Origin of the sequence: Curtobacterium pusillum (assembly GCF_007680845.1) — a bacterium.
Classification (GTDB): domain Bacteria; phylum Actinomycetota; class Actinomycetes; order Actinomycetales; family Microbacteriaceae; genus Curtobacterium; species Curtobacterium pusillum_B.
In genome coordinates this window covers 15757-33629 of the sequence record NZ_VEIY01000006.1, presented here as the reverse complement: position 1 = coordinate 33629, position 17873 = coordinate 15757, and the positions used below count along the sequence as shown (strand labels likewise).

Annotated in this window: 19 protein-coding genes and 3 tRNA genes; 4 read left to right on the top strand and 18 right to left on the bottom strand. The window is 70.0% G+C overall.

The window, feature by feature from the left end:
- Positions 1-26: 26 nt before the first annotated feature.
- The 5 genes from FS825_RS13385 to FS825_RS13365 form a co-directional block, all read right to left on the bottom strand.
- On the bottom strand, positions 27-866 hold the full coding sequence (locus FS825_RS13385; protein ID WP_144713837.1) for a carbohydrate ABC transporter permease: 840 nt from the start codon (positions 864-866) through the stop codon (positions 27-29).
- Positions 859-1851, bottom strand: a complete 993-nt coding sequence (locus tag FS825_RS13380; RefSeq protein ID WP_144713835.1) for a carbohydrate ABC transporter permease — start codon at positions 1849-1851, stop codon at positions 859-861. The genes FS825_RS13385 and FS825_RS13380 overlap by 8 nt, the downstream gene beginning before the upstream one ends.
- A 214-nt stretch (positions 1852-2065) precedes the next feature.
- Positions 2066-3367: an ABC transporter substrate-binding protein gene (locus FS825_RS13375; protein ID WP_144713833.1), complete on the bottom strand. Its 1302-nt coding sequence runs from the start codon at positions 3365-3367 to the stop codon at positions 2066-2068.
- 89 nt (positions 3368-3456) lie between these two features.
- Positions 3457-4602, bottom strand: coding sequence for a Gfo/Idh/MocA family protein (locus FS825_RS13370; RefSeq protein ID WP_144713831.1), 1146 nt, complete (start codon positions 4600-4602; stop codon positions 3457-3459).
- A complete protein-coding gene (locus tag FS825_RS13365) occupies positions 4599-5345 on the bottom strand; it encodes a sugar phosphate isomerase/epimerase family protein (RefSeq protein WP_144713829.1) in 747 nt (248 codons plus the stop codon). Before FS825_RS13365 ends, FS825_RS13370 begins: the two co-directional genes overlap by 4 nt.
- Before the next feature lie 145 nt (positions 5346-5490).
- Here FS825_RS13365 and FS825_RS13360 point away from each other — a divergent pair, with 145 nt between their 5' ends.
- A complete protein-coding gene (locus FS825_RS13360) occupies positions 5491-6702 on the top strand; it encodes an ROK family transcriptional regulator (RefSeq protein ID WP_186377241.1) in 1212 nt (403 codons plus the stop codon).
- Positions 6703-6808: 106 nt separating this feature from the next.
- On the top strand, positions 6809-7531 hold the full coding sequence (locus FS825_RS13355) for a YqaJ viral recombinase family protein (RefSeq protein WP_144713827.1): 723 nt from the start codon (positions 6809-6811) through the stop codon (positions 7529-7531).
- A gap of 9 nt (positions 7532-7540) precedes the next feature.
- Here FS825_RS13355 and FS825_RS13350 read toward each other — a convergent pair whose 3' ends face one another.
- The 6 genes from FS825_RS13350 to FS825_RS13325 form a co-directional block, all read right to left on the bottom strand.
- Positions 7541-8149 (bottom strand): Pr6Pr family membrane protein, encoded by a 609-nt coding sequence (locus FS825_RS13350; RefSeq protein ID WP_144713825.1) that lies wholly within the window; start codon positions 8147-8149, stop codon positions 7541-7543.
- A gap of 97 nt (positions 8150-8246) precedes the next feature.
- Positions 8247-8936 carry a 50S ribosomal protein L1 gene (gene rplA / locus FS825_RS13345; RefSeq protein ID WP_070418374.1) on the bottom strand — a complete coding sequence of 230 codons (690 nt, stop codon included), beginning with the start codon at positions 8934-8936 and terminating at the stop codon, positions 8247-8249.
- Between the two features lie 87 nt (positions 8937-9023).
- Entirely contained in the window at positions 9024-9455 is a 432-nt protein-coding gene (rplK, locus tag FS825_RS13340) for a 50S ribosomal protein L11 (protein ID WP_022906459.1), read from the bottom strand.
- Between the two features lie 144 nt (positions 9456-9599).
- Positions 9600-10643: a transcription termination/antitermination protein NusG gene (nusG, locus tag FS825_RS13335; RefSeq protein WP_144713823.1), complete on the bottom strand. Its 1044-nt coding sequence runs from the start codon at positions 10641-10643 to the stop codon at positions 9600-9602.
- Positions 10644-10761: 118 nt separating this feature from the next.
- Positions 10762-11025 (bottom strand): preprotein translocase subunit SecE, encoded by a 264-nt coding sequence (secE, locus tag FS825_RS13330; protein ID WP_395886284.1) that lies wholly within the window; start codon positions 11023-11025, stop codon positions 10762-10764.
- 35 nt (positions 11026-11060) lie between these two features.
- A tRNA-Trp gene (locus tag FS825_RS13325) sits at positions 11061-11133 on the bottom strand.
- Positions 11134-11305: 172 nt separating this feature from the next.
- Between FS825_RS13325 and FS825_RS13320 the strand changes: the two genes are divergently transcribed.
- Entirely contained in the window at positions 11306-12496 is a 1191-nt protein-coding gene (locus FS825_RS13320) for a pyridoxal phosphate-dependent aminotransferase (RefSeq protein ID WP_144714198.1), read from the top strand.
- Positions 12497-12527: 31 nt separating this feature from the next.
- Here FS825_RS13320 and FS825_RS13315 read toward each other — a convergent pair whose 3' ends face one another.
- From FS825_RS13315 to FS825_RS13305, 3 genes are read right to left on the bottom strand one after another with little or no spacing between them, the layout of a single operon-like run.
- The gene (locus FS825_RS13315; RefSeq protein WP_186377240.1) at positions 12528-13556 is read right to left on the bottom strand and encodes a UDP-N-acetylmuramate dehydrogenase; all 1029 of its coding nucleotides are present in this window, start codon (positions 13554-13556) and stop codon (positions 12528-12530) included.
- A gap of 2 nt (positions 13557-13558) precedes the next feature.
- Complete coding sequence (locus FS825_RS13310; RefSeq protein ID WP_144713819.1) at positions 13559-13981, bottom strand: MaoC/PaaZ C-terminal domain-containing protein; 423 nt, start codon at positions 13979-13981, stop codon at positions 13559-13561.
- Positions 13978-14427: an FAS1-like dehydratase domain-containing protein gene (locus tag FS825_RS13305; RefSeq protein WP_144713817.1), complete on the bottom strand. Its 450-nt coding sequence runs from the start codon at positions 14425-14427 to the stop codon at positions 13978-13980. Before FS825_RS13305 ends, FS825_RS13310 begins: the two co-directional genes overlap by 4 nt.
- 135 nt (positions 14428-14562) lie before the next feature.
- On the opposite strand from FS825_RS13305, the gene FS825_RS13300 reads away from it, so the two are divergent.
- A complete protein-coding gene (locus FS825_RS13300; RefSeq protein WP_144713815.1) occupies positions 14563-14952 on the top strand; it encodes a hypothetical protein in 390 nt (129 codons plus the stop codon).
- 396 nt (positions 14953-15348) lie between these two features.
- Here the strand turns inward: FS825_RS13300 and FS825_RS13295 are convergent.
- The 4 genes from FS825_RS13295 to FS825_RS13280 all read right to left on the bottom strand — a co-directional run bounded on the left by FS825_RS13295 (position 15349) and on the right by FS825_RS13280 (position 17843).
- Positions 15349-15422 (bottom strand) — tRNA-Met (locus FS825_RS13295).
- A 32-nt stretch (positions 15423-15454) separates the two neighbouring features.
- Positions 15455-15526 (bottom strand) — tRNA-Thr (locus FS825_RS13290).
- A 91-nt stretch (positions 15527-15617) separates the two neighbouring features.
- Positions 15618-16889 (bottom strand): M23 family metallopeptidase, encoded by a 1272-nt coding sequence (locus tag FS825_RS13285; protein ID WP_144713813.1) that lies wholly within the window; start codon positions 16887-16889, stop codon positions 15618-15620.
- A 102-nt stretch (positions 16890-16991) separates the two neighbouring features.
- Positions 16992-17843: an inositol monophosphatase family protein gene (locus FS825_RS13280; RefSeq protein WP_260981174.1), complete on the bottom strand. Its 852-nt coding sequence runs from the start codon at positions 17841-17843 to the stop codon at positions 16992-16994.
- Positions 17844-17873: the final 30 nt, after the last annotated feature.

Below are 17873 nucleotides of genomic sequence, written 5' to 3'. Positions count from 1 at the left end.
GCACCGCGCCTCCGGAGAACGACCGTCTACTTCACCGCACCGGCCGTCAGACCCGCCACGAACTGGCGCTGCACGACGAGGAACGCGATCACCACGGGGATCGACACGACGAGCGACGCACCCATGATCTGGTTCCAGTACACGTTCGTCTGCGTCGAGTACTGCTGCAGACCGACAGCGAGCGTCGACCCGGTGCCGTTCGTCATCACGGAGGCGAAGAGGACCTCACCCCACGCCGTCATGAACGAGTAGATGCCGACCGCGACCAGACCCGGACGGGCCGAGGGCAGGATCACCCGGAACAGGGCGCCCATCGGACCCGAGCCGTCGACCATCGCGGCCTCGTCGAGTTCGCGCGGGATGGTCTCGAAGTAGCCAGCGAGCATCCAGATCGAGAACGGCAGCGTGAACGTCAGGTACGTGATGATCAGGCCGGTCCAGCTGCCGACGAGCTGGATGCCGAGCGAGTTCCCGAGGTTCGTGAAGATGAGGAACAGCGGGAGCAGGAACAGCACGCCGGGGAACATCTGGGTGGAGAGCACCGCGGTGGTGAAGGTGCTCTTGCCCTTGAAGTTCCAGCGCGAGACACCGTAGGCGGCGAACGTCGCGATGATCAGCGAGAACACCGTGGCGACCGTGCAGACCACGAGCGAGTTGATGAAGTACTGTCCCAGCGGCACCGTCGACCACATGTCGATGAACGGCTGGAAGGTGATCCGGGTCGGGATCCACGTGAAGTTGTTCTGGACGTCACCGAGCGGCTTGATGGCCGTGGTGATCATCACGTAGAGCGGGACGACCGTGAACAGGGTCAGGACGACCAGGGTGACGATCTTGAAGGACTTGGCGCCAGCTGTCTCACGCACGGACGGACCTCCGGTTGGTCACGGCGAGGTAGATGCCGGTGACGATGAGCAGGAAGATGAGGAGCAGGACGCTCATCGCGGCACCGGAGCCGAAGTTCCAGGTGATGAACGAGGCGTTGTAGATGTGGAAGCTCAGCAGGTCCGCAGCGGGCGGCTGGGCCGTCGAGCCGAACAGGACGAACGGCGTGTTGAAGTCGTTGAACGTCCAGAGGAACATCACGAGCACGAGCGTCACGTTGACCGGGCGGACCATCGGCAGCGTGATCGAGCGCCACTGCCGGAAGGGCTTCGCACCGTCGACCGAGGCGGCCTCGTAGACGTCGTTCGGCACGGACTGCAGGCCGGCCATGAGCATGAGGAACGCGAACGGCCAGGTCTTCCAGATCGCCACGACGACCACGGCGACGAAGGCGTTGTTGCCGATCAGCCAGAACGGGGCGTTCCCACCGAAGAGGTGCAGCTGGTCGACGAGCAGGTGGTTGATCGCGCCGGAGTCACGCTGGAACATGAACTTCCACGTGATCACGCCGGCGTACATCGGCAGCGCGTACGGCACCAGGAACAGGGTGCGGAAGAGCCCGCGGCCCTTGAACTCCTTCTGCAGGGCGACCGCTGCGGCCATCCCGAAGGTCCACGAGAGTCCCACGACCAGGACCGTGAAGGCGCAGGTGACGAGGAACGAGTTGAGGACGCCCTTGCCGATCGCCTGGTCGAAGTCGACCACGACCGAGTAGTTGTGCAGCCCGGCGAAGGGCGCTGCCCCCCAGTTGGCGATGAAGTACTTGGTGAGCTGGATGAACGAGATCCAGATGCCGACGAGCATCGGCACGATGTGGATCAGCAGCTCGAAGAGGATGGCCGGCGCGACGAGCGCGTAGGGCAGCCAATGGGTCTTGCGCTTCCGACCCGTGGGTCCCGAGATGGTCGGGCCCTTGGTGTGGGTCAGGTCGATGCGCTCGGAGTCGGGCAGGACCGTCGTGGACATGGGCGGGGGCCTTTCGGCGTGAGGAGTGTCGGGTGCTTCGCACCGTGGACCGTGGCAGCGGTGGGGAGGCGCGGCATGCGTGAGACGTGGTGCTCACGACCGGCGGGTGGCCGGGTGTGGACCGCGGGTCACCGCCCGGCCGGAGCCGAGCGGTGGACCCGTGGGGTGGAGGCCCGGGCGCGTCCTGCGGACGCGACCCGGGCCTCCAGGCGGATCAACCAGCAGCCTGGGACACCTGGTCCTGGGCGGTCTGGAGCGCCGACTTGATGTCGCTGTCGGACACCGTCGAACCGGTCGCGATCTTGGCGAACATGTCGTTCATCGCCTTGCCGACCGTGGACTCGAACTGGTCCTCGGCGGGCACCAGCGGGAGCGGCTTCGCCTTGTTGTTGTAGATGTCGAGGAACGTCTTCGTCTGCTCGTCGGTGACCGAGTCAGCCGCAGCGGCGAGCACCGGCAGCGCCGAGTACGGCTTGTCGAGCGTCGTCTGCGTGTCCATGCTCGTCATGTACTTGACGAACTTGAGCGCGCCGTCCTTGTTCTTCGTGTTCTTGAAGATCGACAGGTTGATGCCGGCCGGGAAGCTGGCGATGTCCGTGCCACCCTTCGGCGCGGGCAGTGCGACCACGCCGTACTCGTCCGACTTCATCCCGAGGGACGCGATCGTCGCGTTGGCGTTGTTCTGGTTGAGGATGAACGCGGCCTTCTTGTTCGCGAAGTCCGTCACCGACTGCGTGGCGTTGTCGTACTGCGCGTTCGACGGGTTCGCGACCTTGGAGACCTGCATGAGGTCGAGGTAGCGCTTGATGCCGTCGACGTTCGCCTTCGAGGTGAAGGTGGGCTTGCCGTCCTTGTCGAACCACTCGCCACCGTTCTGCGCCGAGTTGATGAACGCGAAGTGCGAGTTCTCGGTGTAGGAACCACCGGCGAGGCTGAACCCGTAGGTGCTCCCCGTGGTCAGCTTCTTGGCGTCGGCGACCAGGTCCTCCCACGTGGTGGGCGGGGTGATGCCGGCGTCGGAGAGCATCTTCTTGTTGTAGTACAGGCCGTAGGCGAGGCCGTAGAGCGGGACGCTCGTGACGGTCTTGCCGGGGGCACCACCGGTGGAGAGCGCGACCTTGCCGAACTTGTCGGACCCGCCGATCGCCTTCATCTCGGAGGAGCCGAACTCCTGGAACGCACCGGTCGCCTGGAGCGACGTCGCCCAGGTGTTGCCGATGTTGACCACGTCCGGGCCGTTGCCCGAGGTGACGGCGGTCTGGATCTTGTTCTGCAGGTCGTTCCAGCCGATGACCTGGAGGTTGACCTTGATCCCGGTCTCCTTGGTGAACTTCTTGAGGACGGGGGTCAGCACCTCCTTGTCGTTCTGGAGCGACGTGCCCTGGTTCGACGCCCAGTAGGTGAGCGTCTTGGAGTCGCCGGACGAACCGGAGCTCCCGGAGGAGCAGGCTGCGAGGCCGGTCACGGTGAGTGCCGCGGCCGCGGTGATGGCCAGTGCGCGGATGGCAGTGCGCATGACTCTCTACTTTCTCGTCGTTGAGATGGTGCAGGGGATGGTGACGTGCTGTCGGGTGCTGCTGTGTGGTGCGGAGCGCACCCCGGCCGTCAGGCCAGGGTGGACGCCGCGGGGTCCCAGCCCTCGGGGAGGGTCGGGGAGGGTGCGACGGTGCTCTCGACGAGCACTGCCTCACCACGTTCGGCTGCCTCGGCGATGGAGACCATCACGTCGAGGACGTGGAAGGCGAGGGCACCGGGGACCCGGTTCTCCTCACCGGCGCGGAGGGAGCGGGCGAGGTCGACCACGCCGGTACCGCGCGAGTAGGTGGAGCCGACGGCCGTGATGACCTCGGGCTCCTCGGCGCCGAGCGCGTAGAGCTCGGTGTCGCCGTCGAAGTTGTTCGGGTCCGGGAACACGACCGTGCCGGTCTCGCCCGCGATCTCGACGAAGCCGGTGCGACCGCGGTCCGACTCGAACGAGAAGACGCTCTGCGCGCTCCCGCCGTTCTCGAACTCGATGAGTGCCGAGTGGTTCGTGGGCACCTCGACCGGGAACTCGGTGCCGGCCTTCGGGCCCGAGCCGATCGTGCGCGTGGCACGGGACTTCGACGCGGTCGCGGTGACCTTCTTGACCGGTCCGAACGTCTGCACGAGGGTCGTGATGTAGTACGGGCCGATGTCGAACAGCGGGCCGGCGCCGTACGCGAAGAGGAACTCGGGGCTCGGGTGCCACGACTCCGGTCCGGGGCTCTGGAAGAGCGTCAGGCCGTTGAGCGGGGTGCCGATGCGACCGTCGCGGATGGTGCGGAGCGCGGTCTGGAGACCGGCGCCGAGGAACGTGTCCGGTGCGACGCTGACGGTCTTGCCGGCGGCCACGGCGGCGTCGCGGAGCTGCGCGGCGCTCTGGCGGTCGAGCGCGTAGGGCTTCTCGCCCCAGACGTGCTTGCCGGCGGCGAGGGCCTGCAGGGCGACCTCGACGTGGGCGGCCGGGATGGTCAGGTTGACGACGATCTCGATGTCGTCGTTCGCGAGGAGCTCCTCGACCGTGCCGGACCCGGCGACGCCCCACTTCTCCGCCTGCGACGCCGCGCGGGGCAGGTCGATGTCGGCGATGAAGTGGACCTCCACGTCGGGGAAGACGGTGAGGTTCGAGAGGTACTGGTCCGAGATGACCCCGGCGCCGATGACGCCGACGCCCACGGGGCCGGTCTTGGTGGTGCTGGTGTCGCTGTCGTGCACGGCGGTGTCGGTCATGCGCGGGCCCCCTCGAGGAACGTGTAGGAGTCGGTGACGGCCTGGAAGACGTCGCCCTCGTGGTCGTCGAGTTCGACGACCCACTGGGCGTCGGGTGCGGCGCCGGTGATGTCGGCGATCGGCATGATGCCGTTGCCCACCGCGACCTGCTTCTTGTCGTCGTGCGAGCCGTCGCCGTCCTTGACGTGCAGGAACTGGACCTTGTCGCCGTACTTGCCGATGATCGCCACCGGGTCGTCGCCGCCGACCTTCACCCAGTACGTGTCGAGCTCGAGCACGACGTCGTCGGACAGGGCGTCGGCGAAGACCTCGTAGGCGCTGACGCCGTCGATGCGGTTCGAGAACTCGAACGCGTGGTTGTGGTAGCCGAGGGTCAGGCCGTGGTCGGCTGCCCGCGGGGCGAGGGCGCTGAGTTCGCGGGCGATCGCCTCGACGTCCTCGCGGGTGGTCCAACGGGCTTCGTCGATGTGCGGGTCGATCAGGGTGCCGAGGCCGACCGTGACGCTCGCGTGGAAGATCTGCTCGAGGTCCTGCTCGCCGGTGTCGAGCAACCGGGCGTGGCCGCTCGGGCTCTGCAGGCCGGCAGCGGCGAGGGCGTCGCGCAGCGGCTCTGCACGGTCGACGAAGCCGAAGGCCTCGACGTTCGTGTAGCCGATGTCGGCGATGCGCTGCAGCGTGCCGGGCAGATCGGCAGCGAGGGCGTCGCGGACTGTGTAGAGCTGGACCGAGAGCGGTTGGGTCACCGGGGGGTTCTCCTCGTCGAGATGTGCGGTCGTCTTCGACCGAGCGTCACACTACGAGGACTTTTGTCGGCGGTCAAGCAGAAGTTCGAGGAATGTCGACGGACTTCGTTGCGTGCCGCGTTCGATGTGTGCTTCACTCCCCCACATGGTCGACTTGACTCGGACGGCAGCGTCGCCTCCGGTCGGGACGAGCGAGCTCTTCCAGATCCTCCGCGACGGTGTGCCGCGGACCCGGGCGGAGCTCGCCGCACTGACAGGACTCGCACGCTCGACGATCGGCGTGCGCCTCGATGCCCTCATCGAGGTCGGACTCGTCGGTCCGGTGGACACCGCTGCCTCCACCGGCGGACGCCCACCAGCACAGGTGGCGCTCATGCCGCGCGCCCGGCTCGTCATCGCAGCCGACCTCGGCGCCTCGCACGGCCGGGTCGCCGTGACCGACCTCGTCGCCTCCACGCTCGCGACGCGGGAGGCGCGGATCGACATCGCCGCCGGCCCCGTCCCCACGCTCACCTGGCTCGTCGAGACGATCGACGAGCTCCTCGACGAGGTCGGCCGCGCCCGCGACGACGTCATCGCGATCGGCATCGGGGTGCCCGGACCGGTCGAGTTCTCCACCGGCCGACCCGCCAACCCGCCGATCATGCCCGGGTGGGACGGCTTCGACGTGCCCGGCTGGCTCCGGGCGCACATCGCCGCCCACGTCCTGCTCGACAACGACGTCAACATCGCCGCGCTCGGCGAGCGGGAGCACGGCTGGCCCGACGTCGACCACCTGCTCTTCGTGAAGGTCGCCACCGGCATCGGCTCCGGCATCGTCTCGGACGGCGAGCTCCAGCGGGGCGCACAGGGCACCGCGGGTGACATCGGCCACGTCCGGGTGTCCAGCGCCGGCGACGTGCCGTGCCACTGCGGGAACACCGGCTGCCTCGAGGCCGTCGCGTCCGGCCCCGCCATCGCCAGGCGACTCCGCGCGAAGGGACACGACGTGCACACCAGCGCCGACGTCCTCGACCTCGTCAACCGCTCCGACCTCGACGCGATCTACGCGGTCCGCCAGGCCGGACGGGACATCGGCGAGGTGCTCGCGACCTGCGTGTCCCTGATGAACCCGTCGGTGATCGCCCTCGGCGGCTCGATCACGCAGGCCGGGGAGCACCTGCTCGCCGGGGTGCGCGAGGTCGTGTACTCCCGCTCGATGCCGCTCGCCACCGAGCACCTCGTGATCGCGCAGTCCCGGGCAGGCTCGCTCGCGGCGCTGCAGGGGGCCGCGGCGCTCGCCATCGGGTACGCGCTCTCCCCCGCGGGCGTGGACGAGCTCGTCGCCTTCGCGGAGGGCCGCCAGCTGGTCTCCTGACCGCGCGCGTCCGATGCGTCGGTGCTGTCCGCGTCCGATGCGTCGGTGCTGTCCGCGTCCGGTGCGTCGGTTTCGCCACGTCGGTGCGCGGGGGGACAATCGTGGGGTGACGATCGTGCAGCCCACCCTGTGGGGCGACCTGGACCCCGGCCTGGAGGCGCAGCCCGCCCCCGGCACGCCGGCGTCCACCCGGCGCGGCGTCACGACCACCGCCCCGGCCGGCCGCGCCACGCACGACACGTTCACGGCCCTCCGCGGCCACACCGAGCGGATCGTGGCGCACTCCTCCGACCGCGTCGCCTGGCTCCGCGCCCGCGCGATGGGCATCACGGCGACCGACGTCGCCCGCCTCGCGTCGCTGCACGCCGTCGACGCCGTCGTCACCGAGAAGCGCTACGGGTCCCGGTTCTCCGGCAACTCCTTCACCGAGCACGGCAAGGAACGCGAACCCGTCATCGCCGCCTGGGTCGCCGCGACGCACGGCATCCAGCCGTCCGCGCACCTGTTCCACGCGAGCACCAACCGCGCCCACCTCGCCACCCCGGACGGGGTCGGCGTCGACGGGTCGTCCCGCGTGGTCCTCGCCGAGATCAAGACCACCGGCAAGGCGTGGCGGAGCATCCCGCGGCACTACCTGCGGCAGATCTGGTGGCAGCAGTACGTCCTCGGCGCCGACCGCACCCTGTTCGTCTGGGAACGCCACGACGGGTTCGTACCGGTCGCCGACGAGCCCGAGTGCCGGTGGGTCGACCGCGACGACGACCAGATCCGCGGCCTCATCCAGCTCGCCGACCTCGTGCTCGACCGGCTCCGCGGCTTCCGGTCGTAGCGGGTCGCGCTAGACCTTCACGATCCGCAGGCGGCTCATCCCGATGACGAGCACGCCGAGCAGGACGATCGACACCGCCACGCCCAGGCAGTACAGCGCCACGACGCCGTAGCCGAGGTCGGGGTTCAGGAACGGGTACGGCACCCACCCGTCGGTGGCGCCCCGGATCAGGATGACGATCGTCCAGACCGCCGGGTAGATCAGGAACCACCACACGTGCCGGAAGAGCAGCTTCGCGCGGTCGGAGAACAGGAGCCAGTCGAGCACCGCGTACACCGGCAGGATCTTGTGCAGCACGTCGTTCGACCACTGCACCGAGGTCTGGACGTCCACGCTCACCAGCAGCGTGTTGTAGACGATGCCGGTCGTGGCGATGTACACCGTCGAGGCGCCCCGGAACAGACTCACCCGGAGGTCACCGCGCCGGCGCCGTGCGGCCGCGACGAGCGTGATGGCGAACGCGAGCGCGATGAGGATGTTCGACTGGATCGTGAAGTAGCCGAAGAAGTTGAAGAAGTTGTAGTTCGCGAGCTTCGAGCTGACGAGCCACTGGGCGAGGATCGCGGCGACGACCGCGATGACGGCGATCAGCCGGAGCGAGTTCACGAGGGTGCGCACGGTGCCACGCTATCGGGCGATCAGCCGGCGCGACGCTCGTCCGGGAAAGCAGAAGGACCCGCACCGTGTCGGTGCGGGTCCTTCAATGATCCATAGATCAGATGCTGTTGACGTCCAGCGGGATGCCGGGGCCGAAGGTCGTCGAGACGGCGCCCTTCATGATGTAGCGGCCCTTCGAGGCGCTCGGCTTGAGGCGGTTGATCTCCTCGAGCGCGGTCGAGATGTTCTCGTCGAGCTGCTCCGGCGTGAACGAGGCCTTGCCGACGACGAAGTGCACGTTGGCGTGCTTGTCGACGCGGAACTCGATCTTGCCGCCCTTGATGTCGTTGACGGCCTGCGCCACGTTCGGGGTCACGGTGCCGGTCTTCGGGTTCGGCATGAGGCCACGCGGGCCGAGCACCTTGCCGAGACGACCGACCTTGCCCATGAGCTCCGGCGTCGCGACGGCGGAGTCGAAGGCGGTGTAGCCCTCGGCGACCTTCGCGATGAGCTCGTCGCCACCGACCTCGTCGGCACCGGCGGCGATGGCGGCCTCAGCCGCAGCGCCGACGGCGAAGACGATGACGCGCGCGGTCTTGCCCGTGCCGTGCGGCAGGATGACCGTGCCGCGGACCATCTGGTCCGCCTTGCGCGGGTCGACACCGAGCTTGAGGGCGACCTCGACGGTGGAGTCGGTCTTGGTCGAACCGGTCTCCTTCGCCAGGGCGACGGCCTCGGTGGGGGTGTAGAACTTGTCGGCCTCGATCTTCGCGGCCGCGGCCTGGTAGGCCTTGGACTTCTTCGCCATGGTGTTCTCCTTGGGAGCTACGTGGTTGACGAGCCGGCGCGGCTCTCCCACGGAAGGGTGTGGGGGGTGTGGCTGAGCAGGTGGGGCTTACGCCTCGACCGTGATGCCCATCGAACGAGCGGTGCCGGCGATGATCTTCGCGGCCTGCTCGATGTCGTTGGCGTTCAGGTCGGCCTGCTTGGTCTCGGCGATCTGACGGACCTGGTCCATCGAGATCTTCGCGACCTTGACCGTGTGCGGGGTCGCGGACCCCTTCTGCACACCCGCAGCCTTCTTGATGAGCTCGGCGGCCGGCGGGGTCTTGAGGACGAACGTGAACGAACGGTCCTCGTAGACGGTGATCTCGACCGGGACGACGTTGCCACGCTGCGACTCGGTCGCCGCGTTGTACGCCTTGCAGAACTCCATGATGTTCACGCCGTGCTGACCGAGTGCCGGACCGATCGGCGGGGCCGGGTTGGCGGCGCCCGCGTTGATCTGCAGCTTGATCAGGCCCGTGACCTTCTTCTTCGGTGCCATGTCTTGTCTTCCTCCTGGAATCGAACGCACGGGGATCCGTGCACTCTCCCGCTGGCCCGGCCGTTCCGGACCGCGGTGAAGCCCCGCACGCACGAAGCGTGCGGGGCCAAACTCGATGAGTCTACCCGAACGGGGAGACCTGGACTAGAGCTTCGTGACCTGGTCGAAGCTGAGCTCGACCGGCGTCTCGCGCTCGAACAGCGAGACGAGGACGGTGAGCTTGCCGCTCTCCGGCTTGATCTCGGAGATCGATCCCGGCAGACCCGCGAACGAGCCTTCCTTGATGGTGATCGTCTCGCCGACCTCGAAGTCGACCTCGGCCGCGGGCTGGGCCTGCAGCGAGCCGCCGCCCTTGCCGCCCTTGGTCGGAGCCGCCTCGGCGACCTGGACCAGCGACTTGAGCATGCCGAACGCCTCGTCGAAGCGGAGCGGCGTGGGGTTGTGGGCGTTGCCGACGAACCCGGTGACACCGGGGGTGTGCCGGACGACGGACCACGAGTCCTCGTTGAGGTCCATGCGGACGAGCACGTACGAGGGGATCCGGACGCGGGTGACCAGCTTGCGCTGCCCGTTCTTGATCTCGACGACGTCCTCCATCGGGACCTCGACCTGGTAGATGTAGTCCTCCATCGACATCGACACCATGCGGTTCTCGATGTTCGACTTCACGCGGCGCTCGAAGCCCGCGTAGGAGTGGATGACGTACCACTTGCCCGGCTTCATCCGCAGCTCGGCCTTGAACGACTCGTACGGGTCGACCTCCGCGGCTTCGTCGTCCTCGGCGTCGAGGGCCTCGTCCGCGGCGAGGGTGGCGTTCGCCTCGGCGGCGGTCTCCCCCTCGAGCTCGACCTCTTCTTCGTCGTCGACGGCCTCGACGGCGGCCTCGGCCTCGTCAGCGGTGTCCACCTCGAGCGCGTCGTCGACGACGGCGTCGGCCTCGGGGTCGCGGGCTTCCTGGAGCGCGCTGAGTGCCTCGTCGATGCTGGCGTCGACGGTGCCGTCGTCCGGCTCGTCGCTCAGGCCGAGGGAGGGGTCGTCCTCGTCCTCGATCTCGATCGCGCGCTCCTCGGCGGACTCGACAGACAGGCCTTCGCCGGTCTCGACGTCGCCTTCCTGGTTCTCCTCGACTTCGGAGGACTGCTCGGCAGCCGTGGCGAGGTCGATGTCGTCGCGGGAGTTGTCAGACACTGTCGGTTCTTTCCTTCGGTGGTGCGGATCGGGTTGGCGGGCGGATCGGTTCACGATCGGCGCCGTCTCGGGCGACCGTACTCCTGTCCGCAGGGGGCCAGGGCAGCCGAGGTCCGGGTCAGGCCGTCGGCCCGTTGCCGAACACGTACCCGACGCCGAGTCCGAACGCGAAGTCGAGGATCGACACCAGGATCATCATCACGACGACGAAGACCAGGACGACGCCCGTGTAGCTGAAGAGCTCCTTGCGGGTCGGCGTGACCACCTTGCGCAGCTCGCCGATCACCTGACGGATGAAGAGCACGATGGCAGCGAAGGGCCCGCGGCGCTCGGCCCGGTCCTGCTTCGCCTTGGCGACGACGTCATCCGCCGTCGTCTCCATGTCTTTGCTCGCCAACTTCTACCCTTCCAGATGTGCAGGGCGGACAGGACTCGAACCTGCAACCTGCGGTTTTGGAGACCGCTGCTCTACCAATTGAGCCACCGCCCTTCGGACGCGGTTCGTCACCGATCCGCGTTCCGGTGGTCGAGTGTACGGGAGTCCGTCACACGGTGTCCACTTGACGGATGCTCCGGCGTGCCGCGCCGGTAGGCTGGAAGCCGTGAGCACCGAAGCCCCCGGCCCCGAGTCCACCGCCAACCCCGCCGCCGCGTCGACCGACCTGCCGCGCATCGCGTCCCGCATCGCGGCGATCGCCGAGTCCGCGACGCTCAAGGTCGACGCGAAGGCCAAGGCGCTCAAGGCAGCCGGCCGCCCGGTGATCTCGTTCGCCGCCGGCGAGCCGGACTTCGCCACGCCGCAGCACGTCGTCGACGCCGCCGTCCAGGCCGCGCAGGACCCGAAGAACCACCGCTACACCCCGGCCACCGGCCTGCCCGAGCTGAAGCAGGCGATCGCCGAGAAGACCGCGCGCGAGTCCGGGGTCACCGTCGACCCGTCGCAGGTGATCGTCACGAACGGCGGCAAGCAGGCCGTCTACCAGGCGTTCCAGACGGTGGTCGACGACGGGGACGAGGTCATCCTCCCCGCCCCGTACTGGACCACCTACCCCGAGGCGATCCGCCTCGCCGGCGGGGTGCCCGTCGACGTCTTCGCCGGCAGCGACCAGGACTACCTCGTCACCGTCGAGCAGCTCGAGGCCGCGCGCACGCCGAAGACCAAGGCCCTGCTGTTCTGCTCGCCGTCGAACCCGACCGGCTCGGTGTACACCGCCGAGCAGACGAAGGCGATCGGCGAGTGGGCGCTCGAGCACGGCATCTGGGTGATCAGCGACGAGATCTACCAGGACCTCGTCTACGACGGCGTCCGGTTCACCGGCATCCTCGACGCCGTCCCGGCCCTCGCCGACACGACGATCCTCGTCAACGGCGTCGCGAAGACGTACGCGATGACCGGCTGGCGGGTCGGCTGGTTCATCGGCCCGACCGACGCCGTGAAGGCAGCGTCGAACCTGCAGTCCCACCTGTCGTCGAACGTCGCCAACGTGTCGCAGCGCGCCGCGATCGCCGCGCTGACCGGGCCGCAGGAGCCGGTCGCCGCGATGCGCGAGGCCTTCGACCGTCGCCGTCGCGCCATCGTGGACGGGCTCAACGCGATCCCGGGCTTCGTCACGCCGACACCGCAGGGCGCCTTCTACGTCTACCCGGACGTCACGGCGCTCCTCGGCCGCGAGTGGGCGGGGTCGACCCCCACCACGACGCTCGAACTGGCCGACCTCATCCTCGAGCACACCGAGGTCGCCGTGGTCCCTGGTGAGGCGTTCGGGCCGTCCGGCTACCTGCGCCTGTCGTACGCCCTCGGCGACGACGACATCGCCGAGGGCGTCCGGCGCCTGGCCGCGTTCTTCAGCTGACCCCCGGCGGGGCCTGGAGGCGCGGCTCGGCTCAGCCGAGCAGGTCGCCGACCACGACGGGTTCCGGCACGAGCGAGACCCCGAACCGGTTGAGGACGGTCACCTGGACGTACCGGGCGAGCTCGGCCACCTGGGCGGCGGTCGCGCCGCCACGGTTCGTCAGCGCGAGGGTGTGCTTCGACGAGATGGCGGCTCGAGACCCTGGCACGGCGTACCCGCGGTGCACGCCGGCCTGCTCGATGAGCCATGCGGCGCTGAGCTTGACGTCGTCACCCGCGGGCCAGCGCGGCGCCTCGAACGGCAGCGTGTCGGCGAACTGACGGGACACGATCGGGTTCGTGAAGAACGAGCCCGCGCTCCAGGTGTCCGGGTCGTCCGCGTCGAGCACCATGCCCTTCGAGCCGCGCAGGCGCAGGACCTCGGCACGGACCGTCGACGGTGCCACGAGGGAGCCGAGTTCGACGCCGAGCGATCCGGCCAGCTGGGCGTACCGGACGGGCACCCCGGCCTCGGTCGCGGTGCCGAGTCGGAACTCGACCGTCAGCACCGCGCCCCGGCGTCCGTGCTTGAGCGTCGACGTGCGGTAGCCGAGCGCCAGCTCGGCCGCGGTGACCCACGCGCGCTCCCCCGTGGCCGCATCGAGGAACTCGACCCGGGTGAGCACGTCGGACAGCTCGACCCCGTAGGCGCCGATGTTCTGCACGGGGGCGGCGCCGACCGTGCCCGGGATGCCGCTGAGCGCCTCCAGTCCGGTCCAACCGTTGTCGACGGTCGACGCGACGAACGCGTCCCAGGGTTCGCCGGCGGCGACGCGGACGGTGACGCCGTCGGCGTCGGCGTCGTGATCGATGCCGGTCGTGCGAACGAGCACGACGGTCCCGTCGAAGCCGTCGTCGGCGACCAGCACGTTGCTGCCGCCGCCGAGGACGAGCCACTCGTCGTCGTCCCACGCGTCGGTGACGTGGGCGACGAGCTCGTCGGTCGTCGTCGCCGTGAGCAGGCGGGTGGCCGGTCCCCCGACGCGGAGGGTCGTGAGGTCGGCGAGCACCGGGTCCGACACGGTCAGCGGAACGCCACCGTGACCTGCGCCCTGCCGAGCACGGTCTGCCCGGCGGCGGTCACGGTGAGGTCGATGCGCTGCGGACGGCCTTCGTCGTCGACGGTGCCGACCTTCGCGACGACGCCGACGGTCGCGCCCTGCTCGGGGTCGACCACGACCGGGCGCGTGAACCGGACGCCGTACCGGACGACCCAGCCGCGGTCGCCGAGCCACTCGGAGACGGGCTGGACGGCGAGGCCCATGGTGAGCATGCCGTGCGCCAGGACGCCGGGGAGGCCCACGGACGCGGCCACGTCGTCGCGGTAGTGGATCGGGTTGAAGTCGCCGGAGGCGCCGGCGTACCGGACGAGCGAGTCGCGCGTGAGGTGCACGTCGCGCTCGGCGACCACGGTGCCGACCGTCTCGTTGGTGGTGGTCGGGTTCATGCGTCGTCTCCTCGGACCACGAGGGTGGAGGTCGCCGTGACGACGTGCTCCCCCGCGGCGTCGTGCATCGTGCTCTCGGCGGTGACCATGGCGTTCCCGCCGAGGGTCTTCACGCTCGTCACCGTCAGGGTCGCGGTGAGCTCGTCACCGGCGACGATCGGCCGCGCGTACGCGAACGCCTGCTCGCCGTGGACCACGCGGGAGAAGTCGATCCCGGCGTCGGGCTCGGCGAGGAGCTGCGCGAGCGTGGCTTCCTGCACGACGACCGCGAAGGTCGGCGGGGCGACGACGTCGGCGTGACCGGCGGCCCTGGCGGCGTCGGGCTCGTGGTGGATCGGGTTCGTCGCGAAGACGGCGCGGGAGAACTCGCGCACCTTCTCACGACCGACGAGGTAGGGCGCGGCCGGCGGGAACGTCCTGCCGACGAGCTCGGGGTTCACAGACACCACCACAGTCTACCGAGCCCCGTCCTGGGGCCTCACGTTGATGAGAATGCATCGGCTATGCTCGGGAGGGCGGTTCGGGGGAACCGACGCGGTCCGGGCGGTCCGGACCGGGTCTTCCGGGGACGGGGAGGAACGATGGACACGACGACCGAGTTCGCGGTGCACACGGGCGACCGGTGCACGGCCATGGAGGTCGCCGGCGCAGCCCTGCGCCAGGCCGGGCACCACGTCGAGTCGACGGGCGGGACGCTCACCGCGACGACGGGGAGCCGGACGCTGACGATCCTGCTCGGAGCGCTCGTGCACCCGTCGCGGGAGTACCGCCGGTACGAGCTCTCGACGACCGTCTCGGGGACGTCGACCACGATCACGCTGCGGCACTCCGGGCACGGCACGGCCGTCGCGGGCGGGGGCATCGGTGCCGGGCGGCGGCAGACGGCGTGGCGGCAGGTGAACGTGACGCTCGAGCGGGCGTTGCGCTCGGCCGGGGTGCTCGTGGCGCGGACGGAGCGCCGGCCGTTCTGACGGGCGGGTGCGTGGCGCCCGCGCCCGCGGCGCGGGCGCGGCGGCCGCGGCCGCGGCGGCGCGGCGGCGCCAGTCGAACCACGGAACCGACATCAAACCAGGCGCGGGGCCCGGTTCGACGTCGCAATCGTGGTTCGACGCCGAGCGCCCCGCGGCGTGCCGAGCGCAGCGGCGCGGCGCACCCGCGCGCCCGCGGCCGTTGCGGCGGGCGCGCCAGTCGAACCACGGGAACGACATCGAACCAGGCGCGGCGCGCGGTTCGACGTCGCAATCGTGGTTCGACGCCGAGCGCGCCGCACGCGCGCCCAGCGCCGCGAGCGCCCCGTGGGCAGCGCCCCGGCGCGCCCCGCCCCCAGGAACGACGAAAGCCCGGCGAGCAGATCGCCGGGCTTGCGGTAGCGAGGGCGGGACTTGAACCCGCGACCCCACGATTATGAGTCGTGTGCTCTAACCAACTGAGCTACCCCGCCAAGGATCCGGAGCGACAACAGCTCCGGGTCGGAGCCCCGAGTCAGGATTGAACTGACGACCCCTTCCTTACCATGGAAGTGCTCTACCACTGAGCTATCGGGGCATGTGCCGCTCAGCGGCACCACACGAGGATAGCAGACCACCGACGGTGCTCAGGAACCGGCCGTGACGCCCGGGCGTGCCGCGCGGGACGACTAGTTCGCGTTGGCCTCGAGCCACGCCAGCGGGTCCACCGGGACGCCGTCCACGTGGACCTCGAGGTGCAGGTGCGGACCCGTCGAGTTGCCGGTGCTGCCGACGAGACCGAGCTCGTCGCCGACCTCGACCCGCTGCCCCGTGACGACCTTGAACGAGTTGTCCTCCATGTGCCCGTAGACGCTGGTGAACTGCTTGCCGTCGACGTCGTGCTCGACCCAGACGTCGTTGCCGAACCCGCCGTCGTCCGCCTGCACCTTGATGACGGTGCCGGCGGCGATGACGCGGATCGGGGTGCCCTCGCCCGGGGCGAAGTCGACGCCCATGTGGTTCGTCGAGCAGAACGAGCAGCCCTCGACCTGCCGGCCGCCGAACCCGGAGGTGATCGGCACGCCGGTCAGGAACGGCCACTGGATGGTCCCGTTCGGGTCGTTCGTGAAGCTCGACGCGTCGACGTTCTTGTACTGCGTGGCCGAGGACACCGAGTACTGGTCACGGTTCGTCTCGGCGTCGGTCGCTCCGGCACCGACGCTGAGCGACTGCGTAGCCCCGGAGGCGCCCGACGCGGTCTGGCGAGCCGAGGTCGATCCGGGCTCCGGGGTGTACAGCGCCTGCGCGGGCAGCGAGGTCGAGACGACGAGGCCGGCGGCGAAGAGCAGCGCCCCCACGGCGGTCACCCGCGAGGCCGTGCGTCGGAACGACACACCCTGCTTCGCAGAGGAAGAGGAGGAGGAAAGAGCAGGAGCGGCCCCGATGTGGCGCGTGGCCCGGTCGACGTGCGCCGTGCGCGCGGGCCCTGCGGTGCGGCGCGAAGCCGGCACCTGGCCGAGGACCCGACGCGTCGCCGGCGCGGCGGACGCGGACCCCGTGGACGGCACGGCACCCGACGGACGGATGGCCGACGCGGGAGCCACCGGGCCCGCAGTCGACGACGCCACGACCGGCGAGGTGGGCGCGGGCGGCGTCACCGGTGCCACGGTCGACGCCGGCATCGCCGGGGACGTCGGAGCGAGGTCGATCGGGGAAGCGGGCGCGGGCGGGGTCCGGGGAGCGTCCGGCGTCACCAGGTCGTCGAAGGACGGACGGGAGGCGCGGCTCGACTCTGCCCCGTCCGTCGCCCGCTCGACACGCGCACCGAGACCCCCGCCTGCTGCGGCTGCAGCCGCCGCCCGCTCCGCCTCGATGCGCTCCCGCCGGGTGAGGTGGACGACCGGTGCGGACGTGTCCGCGGTGCCGTCGGTGTGCACGGGCGAGAGGGAGGAGTGGGGCATGTCTGCGGTGGTGATCCTGATCGGGGCGTGGAGCGCTCGTTGGTAACGAGCAGATAACGGGACCAGAGCACGCTAGCAGGACGGTCTCCGTGTCGCCAGTCGTCAGCCCCCGAGCACAGCCCCTTCCAGGCGTCCGAGCAGCCCGGCCAGCTCGTCGACGACCGCGGGACTCGCGAACAGGAAGGAGCGCGTGCCGCCGGCCTCCCAGATGCGGATCTCGGCGCCGGCCTCCTGCGCGACGATCGATCCGGCGGCCATGTCCCACGGGTTGATCCCGCGCTCGTAGTAGGCGTCGACCGTCCCGGCACCGACCGCGCAGCAGTCGAGTGAGGCCGCTCCCCCGCGGCGGATGTCCCGCACCTCGCCGATGAGCCCGGCGAGCACCGCGACCTGCTCGCGTCGGCGGTCCGCGGTGTACCCGAACCCGGTGGCGACGAGCGTCTCGGCGAGCGACGCCGGCGATCCGACGCGCAACGGTGCACCGTCACGCGTGGCTCCCTCGCCCGCGGCCGCCCGGAACACGACCCCGGTCGCCGGCGCGATGACGACGCCGGCGACCGGTTCCCAGGCGCTCGGGTCGGCCGGACCCCGGACGACACCGATGCTCACGCCGTAGTCGGGGCTCCCGTACAGGTAGTTGACCGTCCCGTCGATCGGGTCGACCACCCACGTGATCCCGGTCGTCCCGGCCCCCGTGCCGGACTCCTCACCGAAGAAGGCGTCGTCCGGGCGGGCCTCGGCGATCCGGGCACGGATGAGCGCCTCGACCTCGCGGTCGGCGGCGGTGACGACGTCGACGATGCTCGACTTCCGGTCGGCGACCTCGACGCCCTCGGCGCGACGGCGGGCGGCCAGCGCGGCGGCCTCGCGCGCGATGGACTCGGCGAGGTCGGCGAACCACGAGGCGGACGGGGCGGACCCGGCGGAGGGGGCCGGGACGATGTCGGAGCTCACCGCACCATCCTCGCGGAAACGGAACGGCCC